Origin of the sequence: Georgenia yuyongxinii (genome assembly GCF_006352065.1) — a bacterium.
GTDB lineage: Bacteria > Actinomycetota > Actinomycetes > Actinomycetales > Actinomycetaceae > Georgenia > Georgenia yuyongxinii.
This window is the reverse complement of record NZ_CP040915.1, coordinates 2,677,968-2,693,270: the sequence shown is the minus strand read 5'-3', so window position 1 is coordinate 2,693,270 and position 15,303 is coordinate 2,677,968. Positions and strand designations below refer to the sequence as shown.

At 74.3% G+C, this 15,303-nt stretch carries 14 protein-coding genes; 9 read left to right on the top strand and 5 right to left on the bottom strand.

Annotation, left to right across the window (positions count from 1 at the left end):
• Positions 1–63: 63 nt before the first annotated feature.
• Positions 64–1,221 (bottom strand): trans-sulfuration enzyme family protein, encoded by a 1,158-nt coding sequence (locus FE374_RS12335; RefSeq protein WP_139929438.1) that lies wholly within the window; start codon positions 1,219–1,221, stop codon positions 64–66.
• A gap of 68 nt (positions 1,222–1,289) precedes the next feature.
• Here FE374_RS12335 and FE374_RS12330 point away from each other — a divergent pair, with 68 nt between their 5' ends.
• Positions 1,290–2,474, top strand: coding sequence for a D-alanine--D-alanine ligase family protein (locus tag FE374_RS12330; protein WP_139929436.1), 1,185 nt, complete (start codon positions 1,290–1,292; stop codon positions 2,472–2,474).
• 22 nt (positions 2,475–2,496) lie between these two features.
• Here the strand turns inward: FE374_RS12330 and FE374_RS12325 are convergent, their stop codons facing one another.
• Entirely contained in the window at positions 2,497–3,036 is a 540-nt protein-coding gene (locus tag FE374_RS12325) for a DUF3515 family protein (RefSeq protein WP_139929434.1), read from the bottom strand.
• Between the two features lie 124 nt (positions 3,037–3,160).
• On the opposite strand from FE374_RS12325, the gene FE374_RS12320 reads away from it, so the two are divergent.
• Entirely contained in the window at positions 3,161–4,153 is a 993-nt protein-coding gene (locus tag FE374_RS12320; RefSeq protein ID WP_139929432.1) for a thiamine-phosphate kinase, read from the top strand.
• A gap of 33 nt (positions 4,154–4,186) precedes the next feature.
• On the opposite strand, the gene FE374_RS12315 is transcribed toward FE374_RS12320, so the two are convergent.
• On the bottom strand, positions 4,187–5,587 hold the full coding sequence (locus tag FE374_RS12315) for an FAD-binding oxidoreductase (RefSeq protein WP_139929431.1): 1,401 nt from the start codon (positions 5,585–5,587) through the stop codon (positions 4,187–4,189).
• A gap of 263 nt (positions 5,588–5,850) precedes the next feature.
• On the opposite strand from FE374_RS12315, the gene FE374_RS12310 reads away from it, so the two are divergent.
• The 5 genes from FE374_RS12310 (at position 5,851) to FE374_RS12290 (ending at position 9,895) form a co-directional block, all read left to right on the top strand.
• Positions 5,851–6,852, top strand: a complete 1,002-nt coding sequence (locus FE374_RS12310) for an adenosine deaminase (protein WP_139929429.1) — start codon at positions 5,851–5,853, stop codon at positions 6,850–6,852.
• Between the two features lie 155 nt (positions 6,853–7,007).
• The gene (locus FE374_RS12305) at positions 7,008–7,838 is read left to right on the top strand and encodes a DUF4397 domain-containing protein (protein WP_139929428.1); all 831 of its coding nucleotides are present in this window, start codon (positions 7,008–7,010) and stop codon (positions 7,836–7,838) included.
• Positions 7,831–8,541 (top strand): class F sortase, encoded by a 711-nt coding sequence (locus tag FE374_RS20215; RefSeq protein ID WP_330998412.1) that lies wholly within the window; start codon positions 7,831–7,833, stop codon positions 8,539–8,541. The genes FE374_RS12305 and FE374_RS20215 overlap by 8 nt, the downstream gene beginning before the upstream one ends.
• 42 nt (positions 8,542–8,583) lie before the next feature.
• Entirely contained in the window at positions 8,584–9,141 is a 558-nt protein-coding gene (locus tag FE374_RS12295) for an RNA polymerase sigma factor (protein WP_139929425.1), read from the top strand.
• On the top strand, positions 9,128–9,895 hold the full coding sequence (locus tag FE374_RS12290; protein WP_139929423.1) for an anti-sigma factor: 768 nt from the start codon (positions 9,128–9,130) through the stop codon (positions 9,893–9,895). Before FE374_RS12295 ends, FE374_RS12290 begins: the two co-directional genes overlap by 14 nt.
• Positions 9,896–10,096: 201 nt before the next feature.
• Here FE374_RS12290 and rpmB read toward each other — a convergent pair whose 3' ends face one another.
• Positions 10,097–10,288 (bottom strand): 50S ribosomal protein L28, encoded by a 192-nt coding sequence (gene rpmB / locus FE374_RS12285; protein WP_139929421.1) that lies wholly within the window; start codon positions 10,286–10,288, stop codon positions 10,097–10,099.
• A 267-nt stretch (positions 10,289–10,555) separates the two neighbouring features.
• Here rpmB and FE374_RS12280 point away from each other — a divergent pair, with 267 nt between their 5' ends.
• The gene (locus tag FE374_RS12280; RefSeq protein WP_139929420.1) at positions 10,556–12,229 is read left to right on the top strand and encodes a DAK2 domain-containing protein; all 1,674 of its coding nucleotides are present in this window, start codon (positions 10,556–10,558) and stop codon (positions 12,227–12,229) included.
• The gene (locus FE374_RS12275) at positions 12,226–14,550 is read left to right on the top strand and encodes an ATP-dependent DNA helicase RecG (protein WP_330998411.1); all 2,325 of its coding nucleotides are present in this window, start codon (positions 12,226–12,228) and stop codon (positions 14,548–14,550) included. Before FE374_RS12280 ends, FE374_RS12275 begins: the two co-directional genes overlap by 4 nt.
• A gap of 27 nt (positions 14,551–14,577) precedes the next feature.
• Here the strand turns inward: FE374_RS12275 and FE374_RS12270 are convergent, their stop codons facing one another.
• Positions 14,578–15,288, bottom strand: coding sequence for a Clp protease N-terminal domain-containing protein (locus FE374_RS12270; protein ID WP_139929418.1), 711 nt, complete (start codon positions 15,286–15,288; stop codon positions 14,578–14,580).
• Between the last annotated feature and the right edge of the window lie 15 nt (positions 15,289–15,303).

The window sequence follows — 15,303 nt, the reverse complement described above, 5'->3', positions numbered from 1 at the left end:
CGCGCGGCGGGTCGATGCAGATCTGTGATCCTGCGGCGCAGCCGGCGTCAGCCCCGGCGAGCGTCAGCCTGCGGCCGCCGCGGCGTGCAGCGCCTGGTCCAGGTCGGCCCACAGGTCCTCGACATCCTCGATGCCCACGCTCAGCCGCAGCAGGTCCTCGGGCACGGTCGGCGCCTCCGCGGGCAGCCGACGGCGCCGCTCCAGGCTGGACTCCACCCCGCCCAGGCTCGTCGCCGGCACCCACAGGCGCACCGCGCGGGTCAGCGCGTCGGCCGTCGCGCCGCCGCCGCGCGGCCGCAGCGTGAGGATGGAGCCGAAGCCGTCCATGAGCCGCGCAGCACGCTCGTGCTGAGGATGACTCGGCAGGCCGGGGTGCGACACCGCGGCCACCAGCGGGTGCCCGGCGAGCCGGCGTGCCAGCTCGAGCGCGGAGGCCTGCGAGCGCTCCACGCGCAGGGCCAGCGTGCGCAGCCCGCGCAGCGCCAGCCACGCCTCCCACGGACCCGGGACGGCACCGCCGGTGGTGCGCCGGGCGTGGAGCCGCTCGCGCAGCCCGGGGTCGGCGGTCACGGCGGCGCCCATCAGCAGGTCCGAGTGGCCGGCAAGGTACTTCGTGACGGAGTGCACGACGACGTCGGCCCCCTGGGTCAGCGGCCGCTGTCCCAGGGGGGTGGCGAACGTGTTGTCCACCACGGTCAGCGCGCCCGCCGCGCGTGCGGCGGCAGCCAGCGCGGGGACGTCGGCCACCTCGAGCATCGGGTTGGTCGGGGACTCGATCCACAGCAGCGAGGCCGGGGCGCCGTCGTCGGGAGCGAGGGCGGCGATGACGGCGTCGGTGTCGGCGATGTCGACCTCGCGGACCACGCCGCCCTCGCGGGCGGTGCGCTCGCGGGCGGCGGTGAGGGTGGCCAGGTAGGCGTGCCGAGGCGCGACGATCGCCGTCCCGGGGGTGGCCAGGTGCAGCGCCGCCTCGACGGCCGCCATGCCGGAGGAGAAGGCGAGGCCCGGAAGGCCGGCCGCCTCCAGCGCGCCGACCGCCTCCTCGAGCGGCAGCCAGCTCTCGGTGTTGTACCGGGCGTAGAGCATCTCCGCGCCGGGCGTGCCGGTGGAGACGTAGGTGCTGGAGAGCACCACCGGCGCGTTCACGGGCGCACCTTGCTGCCGGGCCGGCCGGCCGGCGGCGACGGCGATCGTGGCGGGGGCGAGGTCGGGGTGCGTCACACGCGTCAGGGTAGGCCCGCCGCGCGGTGGCGCGGTCGGGCGTCCAGCGCCAGGTACCCTCGCAGGCGATGGACACCGCACCCGCACACCCCGGCACCGACGCCACCGCACCCGGCGAGACGACCACCCCCGTACCTCGCCGAGAGGGCGAGGGGACCGGCAAGGTGCGGGTCGCCGTCGTCTTCGGTGGGCGCAGCGGGGAGCACCCGGTCAGCTGCGCCACCGCCGCGGGCGTGCTGCGCGCGATGGACCGCGACCGCTACGAGGTGCTGCCGATCGGCATCACCCGGGCAGGGGAGTGGGTGCTCGTCCCGGACGACCCCGCACCGCTGGAGGGCGGCCGCGCCGAGATCACCTCGGCCCACGCCCAGGTGCTCGTGCCCCTGGGCGAGCACTCGAACGGCCTGGTGGTCGCCGAGCCGGGGCAGGTGCCGCGCGAGCTGGGCAAGGTCGACGTGGTCCTGCCGCTGCTGCACGGCCCCTTCGGGGAGGACGGCACCCTCCAGGGCCTCCTCGAGATGGCCGGCGCGCGCTACGTCGGCTCGGGCGTGCTCGCCTCCGCCGCGGGCATGGACAAGCACTACATGAAGGTCATCCTGGCCGGGCACGGGCTACCTGTGGGGCCGTACACGGTGATCACGCCTCGCCTGTGGCGCACGGACAAGGCCCGGGCGGTCGACGCCGTCGCTTCCCTCGGGTTCCCCGTCTTCGTCAAGCCGGCCCGGGCCGGCTCGTCGCTGGGCATCTCCAAGGTGGAGCGTGCCGAGGACGTCGAGGCCGCCGTCGAAGAGGCCCGGCGCCACGACCCCAAGGTCATCGTCGAGGCCGGGATCGACGGCCGCGAGATCGAGTGCGCCGTCCTCGGTGGCCACGGCGACGACGCTCCGCGCACCTCGGTGCCCGGCGAGATCGTGCTGGACTCGCCCGCTGCCGGGTTCTACGACTACCAGACCAAGTACCTCGACACCGCACCGCTGACCATGGTCGCGCCGGCCGAGCTCCCGGAGGAGGTCACGCACCGGGTCCGCGGGCTCGCGGCGGGCGCGTTCGACGCGCTGGGCTGCGAGGGCCTGGCCCGGGTGGACTTCTTCTGCTCGGGCACGACCGTGATCATCAACGAGGTGAACACGATGCCCGGGTTCACCCCGTTCTCGATGTATCCGTTGCTGTGGGAGCGGTCCGGGCTGAGCTATCCCGAGCTGATCGACGAGCTCGTCTCGCTCGCGCTGGAGCGACCCGCGGGGCTGCGCTAGCTGTCCTGACGGCGAGACCGCGTCACTGCACGTCGTCGGCGCCCACGCAGAACCGCTCGGCGGGGCTGATCTGGGCGGCGGAGGCGAGGTCCACCAGGAACGCGGTGGGCTGGCCGGTCACGTGTGCCGCGGTCACGACCACTTCGATCGCCGGCACCCGCCCGTACGTGACGAACGCCCACGAGCCTTGGGTGTCCTTCGCCCGGTCGGGGAAGCTCTCGTCGTCGGACTCCAGCTGGATCCAGTCCACGACCGTGCCGTCGGGGTGCTCCACGCTCAGGCAGCGGTCGGTGGTGGGGCCGGGCGGGGTGACCCCGCACCGCACCGTGACGGCCGGGTTCGCGCCCCACGCCGTCGTGGCCTGAGCGGTGGTGGAACGGCGCCCCAGCCCGCCCAGCTCCTCCGGGGTGGCCTGCAGCACCCGTGCGCAGGTCGGGTCCGAGGCGGCCTCACCCGGGGGCACCTCCACGGGCGAGCCGCAGCCCGCCAGCACACCGGTCAGCGCGACGGCGAAGAGGGCGACGAGGGCGCGCGGACGGCGCCGAGCACGAGCGAGGGGCACCCGCCCACTCTACGTCGGCGTCGTGGGCCGCCCCGGCCCGGGTTGTCGCCGGCCGGCCCCCGAGGCCGCGTCGTCGTCCCGCCGTCCGCCGGTGAGCCGGCGGCCCGGCCGCTACGGTGAGGGTGTGACCACCCCCGCCGGGCCGACCGTCGCCGACCTCGGCGAGGACGACCTCATCGCGTCCTTCGTCCCCCTTCTGCCGCGTGGGCGCACCACGCTGGTGCCCACCGGGGACGACGCCGCGGTGATCGCCGCGCCGGACGGCCGGTTCTGCGTGAGCACCGACGTGCTCGTCGAGGGGCACCACTTCCGCCTCGCGTGGGGCACCGGCGCCGACGTCGGCTGGCGGGCCGCCATGCAGAACCTCGCCGACATCGCCGGGATGGGCGCGGAGCCGACTTCGATGGTGGTGTCCATGGTGCTGCCGCCGGCCACCCCGGTGAGCTGGCTGCACGACTTCTGCCGGGGGCTCTCCGAGGCCTGCGAGCCGCTCGGCGTCGGTGTGGACGGCGGGGACCTGTCCGCGGGGGAGCAGCTCGTGGTGGCCGTGACCGTCCATGGCGACCTCGCCGGCCGCGACCCGGTCCTGCGCTCGGGCGCCCGCCCCGGGGACGTCGTCGCGCACAGCGGGCTGCTCGGCCGTGCCGCCGCCGGGCACGCCCTGCTCGCCTCCGGCCGGCGTGGCGGCTCGGACGAGGCCCTCATCCGAGACTTCCTTCGCCCGCGGCCCGCGCTCGCGGCCGGGCCCGCGGCCGCGCGGGCGGGCGCCACGTCGATGATGGACGTCTCCGACGGTCTGCTGCGCGACGCCGGACGCCTCGCCCGCCGCTCCGGGGTGGTCCTCACCCTCGACCCGCCCGCCACCAGCGTGCCGGACGCCGTCGCCGCGCTCGCGGGGGTCGCCGCCCGCCTGGAGATCGACCCCACCGAGTGGGTGCTCGGCGGCGGGGAGGACCACGGCATGCTCGCCACCTTCCCGGCGGGGACGGCTCTGCCGGAGGGCTTCACGGTGCTGGGCCGGGTGGCCGCGGTGTCGGCGGAGCACCCCGCCGGCACGGTACTTGTGGGCGACGCGGTGCCCGCGGTGCGCCCGGGGTGGGACCACTTCCGCAGCTGAGCGCGGCGCGGAGCGTGACGTGGGCGGCGATCCTCAGGCGGCCGGCGGGATGTTCTGGTTGAGGCGGAACACGTTGTCGGGGTCCCACCGCCGCTTCAGCTCCTGCAGACGCCCGAAGTTCGCCCCGTAGGACCGGCGGACCCGGTCCTGGCCCTCCTCCATGAGGAAGTTGGAGTAGGCACCGACCGCGTGGGGAGCCAGCGCGTCGGAGAACCGGCGCGCCCAGTCCCGCTCGGCGTCGAAGTCCTCGGGTGTCTTGGCGTTGCCGTTGATGTTGACCGTGTGGCCGGAGTCGCGGCCGCCGAAGGCCGTCGCAGCGGCCGGCACGCGCGCCACCGCCCCGCCGAGGTGGAAGACTCCCACGGAGGTGATGGGCGAGGCCACCTGGGGTCCCATCTCCGCGAAGATGTCGACCACCGGGTCCGTCAGGCCGGCCAGGTCATGGCTGCGGACGTAGTACGACCAGCCGGGCCGGAAGGACGGGTCGAGCAGCGCCTGGTGCGCGAGGTACGGCTGGGGCCTGCACAGGTCGAGCAGCGGCGGGCGGTGTGCGCGGAGTGGTGCCAGCACGCGCTCGCCGTCGGCGACGTCCCCGGCGTAGCACGAGACGACCACGACGACCCGACGGCCCTGGATCTCCGGGGGGACTGCCGGGATGGTCGGCGCCCGGCGCAGGACCAGCATCGTCATGAGCTCGTCGGGCGCCTCGGCGATCCAGTCCCGGTAGAACCGCATAACCGATCCGGCATGCTCCACCTCCCACATGGTGGGGCCCGCGAGCACGATCGGGCCGACCCGTTCGAGCGCGTACTCGAACTCGGTGACGATGCCGAAGTTTCCGCCACCGCCGCGCACGCCCCAGAACAGGTCTGGGTTCTCCTCGGCGTCCGCGTGGACCAGGTCGCCCGCGGCGGTGACCAGGTCCACGGAGCGGAGCCGGTCGATGGTCAGGCCGTGCTTGCGCATGAGCCAGCCGATCCCGCCGCCGAGGGTCAGTCCCGCGATGCCCGTGTGGGTGACGATGCCGGAGGGGACTGCCAGGCCGAACGCCTGTGTCTCGTGGTCGAGCTCGCCCAGGAGCACGCCGGCCTGGGCCCGCACGGTAGCGCCCGCGGGGTCCACCCGGGTGCCACGCATGAGGGAGAGGTCGACGACGAGTCCGTCGTCGACCACCGACAGCCCCGGGAAGCTGTGCCCGCCGCTGCGCACGGCGACGGGCAGGGCGCGCTCGCGCCCGAACCGCACCGCAGCGATGACGTCCGCGACCCCCGCGCACCGCGCGATCAGAGCCGGACGGCGGTCGATGGAGCCGTTCCACACGCGCCGGTGGTCCTCGTACCCGGGATGGTCGGGCGTGACCAGCTCCCCACGAAAGCCGTCGGCCAGGGCGTCGAGCGCGGCGCCCGTCACGGACCTGGTGCCGATCTCAGTCATGTCCGTCGGGCCTCCTCGCCGTGGACCTCGCGCCGGGGCGAGCGGCGCCGTCGGCTGTCATTGTCCTCCTGGGTCAGCGCGGGGGGTAGGGCGCGGACTGCGCGGGGGTAGGGCGCGGACTGCGCGGGGGTAGGGCGCGGGCGGCGGCCGCAGGCCGCGGGTACGGCGTGGGCGGGGACGCGGGCGGCGGCCGGGACAACGGTGCGGGCGCCGCGCGTGCCCGACTTCTCCCGGTCCCGCCCGATCGTGGCCATACTGTCGGGATGCTGATGCCCGCCGTCGAGCTCCATGTGCACCTGGAAGGCACCTTCGAGCCCGAGCTCATCTTCGCGATCGCCGAGCGCAACGGGATGACCCTGCCGTACGACGACGTCGAGGATCTGCGCCGCCGGTACGAGTTCACCGGGTTGCAGAGCTTCCTCGACCTGTACTACGAGAACATGGCCGTGCTCCGCACGGAGCAGGACTTCGCCGACCTCGCCCGCGCGTACCTGGGCCGTGCCCGTGCGGGTGGGGTCCACCACGCCGAGGTGTTCTTCGACATCCAGGCGCACACCGCCCGCGGCGTGCCCGCCGAGGTCGCCCTGCGCGGGGTGAGCGAGGCGCTCGTGGCGAGCGAGCGGGAGTTCGGCATCTCCACCGGCCTGATCGTGACGTTCCTGCGCCACCTGCCCGCCGCGGAGGCGATGGCGTCCCTGCAGGAGATCCTGCGTCTGGACGTCCCGGTGCTCGGCGTGGGGCTGTGCTCGAGCGAGATCGGATCGGCCGCACCGTTCAAGGACGTCTATGACCTCGCCGCCGCGCACGGGCTGCGCCGCGTCGCGCACGCCGGCGAGGAGGGCCCGGCCGCCAACGTCCGGGAGGTCCTCGACGTCCTGGGCGCGGAACGGGTGGACCACGGGATCCGCGCCCTCGAGGACGAGGACCTCGTGGCCCGCCTCGCCCGCGAACGGGTGCCGCTGACGTTGTGCCCGCTGTCGAACGTGCGGCTGCGCGTGGTCGAAGACCTCGCCGACTACCCGCTGCGCCGCATGCTGGAAGCCGGGCTGGTCGTCACCGTCAACTCCGACGACCCCGCCTACTTCGGCGGCTACGTCGAGGACAACTTCCACCGCCTCACCGAGGCGCTCGACCTCTCGGTCGACGAGCTGGCGGTGCTGGCGCGCAACGGCGTCGAGGCGGCGTTCGTCGACGACGCCCGTCGGGCTGAGCTCGCCGCCAGGACGGACGCCTGGGTCGACGCACACCGGACGACGCGGGCCTGAACCGATCGGCCGGCGAGCTCGAACCGCCCAGCCGGCCGGCGTGGTCGATGCACTCGAAAATTTCTGCGTCCTCGGTGCATCCAGATGCATCTTCCCCGGGGAATACCTCCCGTCACATCAGCTCGCCCCTCGGGGCGCTAACGCGGAGGAACATCATGCGCAAGCACGCAGCACTCGGGTTCGGCACACTCGGCCTCGCCGCGGCGATGGCCGTGATCGGGGCACCGGCCCAGGCCCAGACGGAGGACGGCGCCTCGCTCTCCGTCCTGCACGGCGTCCCCGACCTCACCGTCGACGTGTGGGTCAACGGCGAACGCACCCTGGACGACTTCGCCCCGTCCGAGCTCGCCGGTCCGCTCGAGCTTCCGGCAGGCACCTACACCGTCGCGATCACCGCCGCGGACGCCACCGACGACTCCAGCCCGGCCATCGGTCCGGTCGACCTGCAGCTCGACGCCGGCGGGAACTACACCGTCGCGGCGCACCTCGGGGAGGACGGCGCACCGACCGCGACGCTGTTCACCAACAACACCTCCCCGACGGCGGCGGGCGAGGGCCGTCTGGTCGTGCGGCACGTTGCCGCGGCCCCGGCGGTCGACGTGCTCGCCGGGGGCTCCCCGGTGATCACCAACCTGGCCAACCCGGACGAGGCCACCCTCGATCTCCCCGCGTCGACGGTGAGCGCCACGATCGCCGCGACCGGCACCACCGACCCCGTGCTCGGCCCGGCCGACGTCCCGGTCCAGGAGGGTGCCGCGACCATCGTGTACGCCTGGGGGAGCCTCGAGGACGGCAACCTCGCCCTCGCGACGCAGGCGATCGAGGGCCTGCACTCCGCCCCGGCGGGGGTGCCCACCGGGCTGACCGAGGTCCCCGAGGACGGCGGCCTCTCGCCCGCACTCTGGGCCGGGCTCGCGCTGGTGCTCGGTACGGCAGCGGTGGTCGGCACCCGGCGGCTGGCGCCGCAGCGGGCGTCGCGTGACTGACGTGCGCAGGCGGTTCCCGCTGACCGCGGTGGTCGCGGCTGTGGTCCTCGGGGGTTGCGCGGCCACCGCGCAGCCCCCGGGGCCGCAGGTCGAGGCGACTGGGTCGGCGACGCCCTCGTCTGCGTCTGCGCCGGCGCCGCCATCGTTAGAGCTGGCGCCTTCGTCGCCTACCCCGGCAGCGCCTGCTACACCCGCCGCGCGCGACGTCGACATCCGCACCGCCACGCTCGGCAACGCCGCGGCAGCACCGGCGCGGCCGCCGTCGCGCGTGGTGTACGAGCGCCTGGGGATCGACATGCCGGTGGACCCCGTCGGCGTCACCGTCGACGGCGCGATGGAGATCCCGCCGGACGCCGCCCGCAGCGGCTGGTACCGCTTCGGACCGGGGGTGGCGCCTGAGTCGGGCACCACCGTCGTCGCCGCCCACGCGGGGTCCGTGGCCACACCGCACGGCCCCTTCTTCGACCTGCGCGGGGCGGCGCAGGGCGACACGGTCCAGGTGAGCGCCGCGGACGGGAGCGAGGCGACCTACGAGGTGGTCGCCGTCGAGCGCCTCGCCAAGGCCACCTTGGACCTCGCCCCCTACTTCCGCCGCGACGGCGAGCCGCGGCTGGTGCTGGCCACCTGCGGCGGGGAGTGGAACGAGGCGCGTCGCAGCTACGAGGACAACGTCATCGTCACCGCTATCCTCGTGGCAGGTTGACCCACCGTGCCGCCGGCACGCACGATCCCACCCCCCACGGAGGTGAGCAACGTCGACGCCGACTCCGACGAACGCCTCGCCGCCGCCTTCCGCGGGGGTGGCCCCGAAGCCGTGCACGACGCCTACCGGCGTTGGTCACCGCTCGTGTACACCATGGCGTTGCGCTCGCTCGGCTCCGTCCCGGACGCCGAGGACGCCACCCAGCAGGTCTTCGTCGCGGCTTGGCGCGGCCGGTCGGGCTTCGACCCGGACCGAGCGCCGCTCGCCTCATGGCTGGTCGGCATCACCCGGCACGTCGTGGCGGACATTCACGAACGCCGTTCCCGGGAGCGGCAGGCGCAAGAGGCCGCGACCATGACCGCCGAGCCGGTCGTCGACCCCGACACCGCCCACCTGGTCGACCGGGTGATGGTCGCCGAGGCCCTGGCGGGCCTCGGGGACCCGCAGCGCCAGATCCTGTCGCTGGCCTTCTACGAGGACCTCACCCACGCCCAGATCGCCGAGCGCATCGGGCTCCCGCTGGGCACGGTCAAGTCCCACATCAAGCGGAGCCTGCAGCGCCTGCGCGTACGGCTGGAGGTGGCAGATGACGCATCCTGACGAGGAGGTCCTCGCGCTCATGGCGCTCGGGGAGGACGTCGGCGGGCCGGAGGTACGTGACCACGTCTCGACGTGCGCGCACTGCAGCGCGGAGCTGGCGTCCCTGCGCCGCGTCACGCACGCCGGCCGCAGTGGCGCGACCACGTTGGAGCGTCCGTCCGACGCGGTGTGGACGCGCATCGCCGCGGAGCTGGGGCTGCCCGAGACGGAGGCTGCCGCCACGACCGCACCAGGTGAGATTCCGGCGGAGCCGTCACCGGCCCCGGTACCAGCGCCATCACCGGCACCTGCGCCATCACCCGCCCCCGCGACGGCGCCGGCCGTGTCTCGGTGGCGCCGGCGTGTGGTGTGGGTGGCCGCCGCCAGCTTCGTCGCAGGCATCGGCGGAACTGTCCTGGTGCAGAACCTCGGCCAGGACGCACCCGGCGGCCAGGTGCTCGCCTCGGCGCAGCTGCAGCCATTGCCCGGGTGGCAGGCCGAGGGGGAGGCGTCGGTGCGCGAGGTGGATGGTCGGCGGCTGCTTACCGTCGACCTGCCGGACGTGCCGGGTGAGGGCTTCCGCGAGGTGTGGCTCATCGACACCGACCTGCAGCGTCTCGTCAGCCTCGGGGTGCTGGCCGGCTCAGAAGGGGAGTTCGAGGTGCCCGCCGGCCTCGATCTCGCGGAGTTCGCCATCGTCGACGTCTCTGAGGAACCGATCGACGGCAACCCTGCGCACAGCGGGGACAGCATCGTGCGCGGGGAGCTCGCCTGAGGACCAGTCCAGGCCGTTCACCGCCCGACACGTCAATACCGTCACACTTGCGCCCGGCTCACGCCGTCGAGCCGGACGACTGTGACGATCGTGCTGCGGGCGTTGGATCGTGCCGACGCAGGGTGAAGACGCCGCGACACCCCGGGCTCACACACGGAAAAGGCCGCCACCGAAGAGGTGGCGGCCTGTTCACTAGGTGCGTCAGATCGCGCGGGTGACCTTGTCGGCCTTGAGGCACGAGGTGCACACGTTCACGCGCTTCGGGGCGCCGTTGACCAGGGCGCGCACGCGCTGGATGTTGGGGTTCCAACGGCGGCTGGTCCGCACGTGGGAGTGCGAGACGCTCTTGCCGAAGCTCGGGCGCTTGCCGCAGACGTCGCAGGTGGCAGCCACGGTCGTTCTCCTGATCTTCTCGCTGCTGCGCGGCCAAGCCGGCCGCGCACTTAGGTTCGGTAGGCCCGCGCCAGGCAAGAACCTGGTGTGACGGGCAACCTGAACAGAGTACCCGAGAGCGGGCGCTGCTCCCAACCGTCATCCGGCCGCCCGCGCCGTGGCGTCCGCCACAACCCTCGCCAGGAACGTGTGTCCACCCGGCGCGCGGGCCGTGTCGGTGGCACCGACTAACCTGCTGGAAAGTCTACCGACGAAGAGGAGGAGCAGGTGCCCACGCCGCTCGCCGTGCTCGACGCCGCCGCGGTGCGGGCCTGGTTCGAGCACGCCCTGCGCTCCCTGCTCCTCGTGCGGCACTCGGTGGACCGGCTCAACGTCTTCCCGGTGCCAGACGCCGACACCGGCACCAACATGGTTCTCACCCTGGCCGGCGCCGCGGAGGCTGTCCGGGAGCTGCCGGCCGACGTTGAGCTCGCCACCCTCACGCGCACGGCGGCCGACGGCGCGCTGCTGGGCGCCCGAGGCAACTCCGGCGTCATCCTCAGCCAGTGCCTGCAAGCCCTCGCCGAGGCCTTCGCCGGCGCCGACACCGCCGGTGCGGACGTCGTCGCTCGCGCCCTCGACGGCGCCGCGCGGCAGGCCCGGGGGGCCGTCGGGCACCCCGTGGAGGGCACCGTCCTGACCGTCGCTCGTGCCGCGGCCGACGGCGCCACCAAGGCGGCCGACGCCGCCGTCGGCACCGCCCACGGCGAGCTGCTCGGGACGGTCGAGGCGTCGCTGGGAGCCGCGCGCAGCGCCCTGGCCGCCACCCGGGGCGCGCACGGCGTGGCCGTCGACGCGGGCGCCGCGGGCTACGTGGTGCTCCTCGGGGCGCTGCGGGACGTCGTGGCGGGCGAGGCCGACTCCGGCGCCCGTCGTGCCACCGCGGCCCTGCTCGCGGACATCGACGGCGGCGGCACATCGCCGGCCGTGCCCGGGCTGACGATCACGGCGGGCCCGGTGCCCTCGGCCCTACCTTCGGGAACGCCCGGTCCGACGGACCCGGCCGACCACGACGACGCCGCCGGAGACTTCGAGGTCATGTACGTGCTGCGGGCAGATGCCGCACGGGCGGCGACGCTGCGCGCCGACCTGGTGCGCACCGCCCACTCGGTGGCCGTCGTCGGCTGGTCGGACGAGACCGGCGCCGGGCTGTGGCAGGTCCACGTCCACACCGACGCCCCCCTCGCCGCGCTGGCTGAGCCGGCCCTGGTGGAGCAGGTGTGCGTGCGCTACCTGCGCCCGCTCCTGACCGACCCGCACCCGCCGGGCGAGCGCGGCCCCGCCCACGTCGAGCCGGCCGCGCGCCCACGACAGGCCGGCACCGGCGTCGTCGCCTGCACGAAAGCCCCGGGACTGCTCGAGCCGCTGGCCCGCACCGGCGCGGTGGTGGTGCTCGACCCGGGGGAGGACCCCTCAGGCATCCTCCGCGCAGCCGCCGACACCGGCGCGTCCGAGGTGCTGGTGCTGCCCTGTGACGACGCGGTCGCGGCCACCGTCCAGGCGGCCGCCACCGCCGCGGCGGCTGGCCGCGGCGCACCGCACCTGGGCCGTCAGGTGCTGCACGGCGCCGGCACCCGCAGCGACGTCCAGGTCCTGGCCGCCGCCGTCGAGATCGGGCTCGGCACCGGACGGCTGGGGCACCCACCGGCCGCGCTCGCCGAGCAGGCGGTGCGGCGCACCCGCACCGCAGAGGTCGACGACGTCGACGGCACCCTCGCCTCCGCCGTCGCCGCCCTCATCGCGCCGAGCGACGAGCTGGTCACCGCCCTCCTCGGCGCGGGCGCGGACGACGACGTCGCCGAGCTGGTGCGCGAGCTGGTGGCGCAGGCGGCGCCGCAGGCCGAGGTCGTCATCGTCCGGGGCGGGCAGGCCGCGCCGACGCTGCAGCTGGGGGTCGAGTGAACGAGCCCATCATCCGCGGACGCCACGAGCCGGCGGTGGTCAGCGACCGCCACCGGCGCCTGGACCGGCCCCTGAAGCTCGCCGTCGGCCCCAAGACCGCCACCGCGCTGGAGAAGCTCGGCCCGACCACCACCGGCGAGCTGCTGCGGTACTACCCCCGCCGCTACGGCGACCGCGGCAAGCTGACCACCCTGCGGGACCTGCGCGTGGGGGAGCACGTGACGGTGATCGCCCAGGTGGCCGGCTCCTCGGTGCGCCCGATGCGCAACAAGCGCGGGGCGATCCTCACCTCCACCATCACCGACGGCCGCGACCACCTGACGCTGACCTTCTTCGGCAAGAGCGCCGGCACGCTGAGCTTCCACGAGCGGCGGCTGCGACCCGGCATCACCGGCATGTTCACCGGCACCGTGGGCGAGTACCGCGGCACCCTGCAGCTGACGCACCCCGACTACGAGCCCTTCGAGGACCTCGACGAGGAGTTCGCCGCGGTGCAGAAGGTGGACTGGCCCGTGCCGATCTACCCGGCCGGCGCCAGCATCCCGAGCTGGCGGATCGCCACGGCCGTGCAGACCGTGCTCACCGCGCAGGGTCCCCAGGACGTGCCCGAGCCGCTGCCCGCCGCCTACCGGGAGGAGCACGGGCTGGTGGGCGTCCTCCAGGCGCTGCACTGGCTCCACGAACCGCACAGCATGGGCGACGTCCGCCGCGCACAGGACCGGATGAAGCACGAGGAGGCCTTCGTGCTGCAGACCGCGCTCGCCCAGCGTCGCGCCGCCATGCGGTCCCGGCCGACGACGGCCCGCCCGTTGCGGATGGCCGGCATCCGGGAGGCGTTCGAGGCGCGGCTGCCGTTCGAGCTCACGGCCGGACAGCGCGAGGTCGGCGCGGTCGTCGCCGACGAGATCTCCGAGCCGGTGCCCATGCAGCGGCTGCTGCAGGGCGAGGTCGGCTCCGGCAAGACCGTCGTCGCCCTGCGCGCGATGCTGCAGGTGGTCGACACCGGTGGGCAGGCTGCGCTGCTGGCACCCACCGAGGTGCTTGCGCAGCAGCACCTGCGCACCGTCACCGCGCTGCTAGGCCCCCTCGCCGAGGCCGGCATGCTCGGCGGCGCCGAGCATGCCACCCGTGTCACCCTGCTGACCGGGTCGCTGAGCGCGCCCGCGCGTCGCAAGGCGCTGGCGGCCGCGGCGTCGGGTGAGGCGGGGATCGTCATCGGCACCCACGCCCTGCTCAGCGAGAACGTGCAGCTCGCCGACCTGGGGCTGGTGGTCATCGACGAGCAGCACCGCTTCGGCGTCGAGCAGCGCGACGCCCTGCGGGCGAAGGCCGACGGCACACCGCACCTGCTGGTCATGACGGCCACGCCCATCCCGCGCACCGTGGCGATGACGAGCTTCGGTGACCTGGAGACCTCGACCCTCGGTGAGCTGCCCGCCGGCCGCGCCGGGATCGAGACGGTCGTGGTGCCCGCCGGCAAGCCGGCCTGGGTCGAGCGGGTATGGCAGCGCATCCGCGAGGAGGTCGACGGCGGCGGCCGCGCCTACGTCGTGTGCCCGCGCATCACCGCCACCGAGAGCGAGCAGGGCGAGGAGGAGATGGTCGAGGACGTCGACCTCCTGGACGACCTGCCCTTCACCGAGGACCTCATCGCGACAGGCGGTCTGTCCGACGCCGCACCCCGGGCGTCCGGTCCGCCCCGCCCCCCGCTCGCCTCCGTGGAGGAGGTGGCCGCGCTGCTCCGCCAGGTGCCGGCCCTCGACGGCGTGACGATCGGGGAGATGCACGGCCAGCTGCCCACCGACGCCAAGGACGCCGCCATGGCGGCGTTCGCGTCCGGCGCGGCACCGGTGCTCGTCTCGACCACGGTGATCGAGGTCGGTGTGGACGTGCCCGCCGCGACCGTCATGGTCATTCTCGACGCCGACCGGTTCGGCCTGTCCCAGCTGCACCAGCTGCGCGGTCGCATCGGCCGCGGCACCAAGCCGGGCGTGTGCCTGGCGGTGACGACGGCCCAGAAGGACAGCCGGGCCATGGCTCGGGTCCAGGCCTTCGCCGGGACGACTGACGGATTCCGGCTCGCCGACCTGGACCTGCAGATGCGCAAGGAGGGCGACGTCCTCGGCGCCGCGCAGGCCGGCCGCGGCTCGTCGCTGCGGCTGCTGTCCGTCACCAAGGACGTCGACATCATCACCGCAGCTCGTGCCGGTGCCCGTGCCCTCGTCGAGCGGGACCCGGCGCTGGCCACCGAGCCGGACCTCGCCGAGGTCCTGGAGGCCAGCATCGACGAGGAGACGGCGGAGTTCCTCCAGCGGTTCTGACCAGGCCGGGCAAGCGGCCCGAGTGCGCTACTCGGTGGCGCTGAGCTGCTGCTCGACCGCCGCCTTGTCGAGACCGAGGCCGGCGAGCACCCCGGTGCCGTCCTCGACCTCGAGCAGTGCCAGCAGGAGGTGCTCCGTGCCGATGTCGTCGTGGCCCGCCCGCTGGGCGACCTCGAAGGTCCGCTCCAGCACCCGGCGGGCCTGAGAGTCGAAGGGGATCATCTCCGGCACCTCTCCCGCGGCGGGGTCGAGCGTGGCGGTTGCGGTCCGGCGGACCTTCTCCAGGGAGAGCCCCTGGGCGAGGACAGCCTTGGTGGCAGGGGCGTCGGGCTGGTCGATCAGGGCGAGGAGGAGGTGCGCGGGTCGGATCAGGTCGTTGCCTGCCGACCTCGCAGCTTCCTGGGCTCCCACAACCACCGCTCTGGCCTCCGGGGTGAACCGGCTGAAGCCCTGGCTCGGGTCCAGCGGCGTGGCGACAGCCGGGTCCTTCCGCACGAAGCGCTTCTGGGCTGCCTGCTTGGTGACGCCCATGCTCCCGCCGATGTCCGTCCACGACGCCCCGGAACGTCGAGCCTGGTCGACGAAGTGACCGATCAGCTGGTCGGCCAGCTCGCCGAGGTGATCGGCGAGAGCCACTGCGTGGGCGAGCTGGCCCAGGACTTCCGGCTGCGAGTGCTGGACCGCCTCGATCAGGTCGCCGAGGCGTGGTTGGTGAGGGGTGATGTTCGAGTCGCTCATGCGTCAACCGTAGGT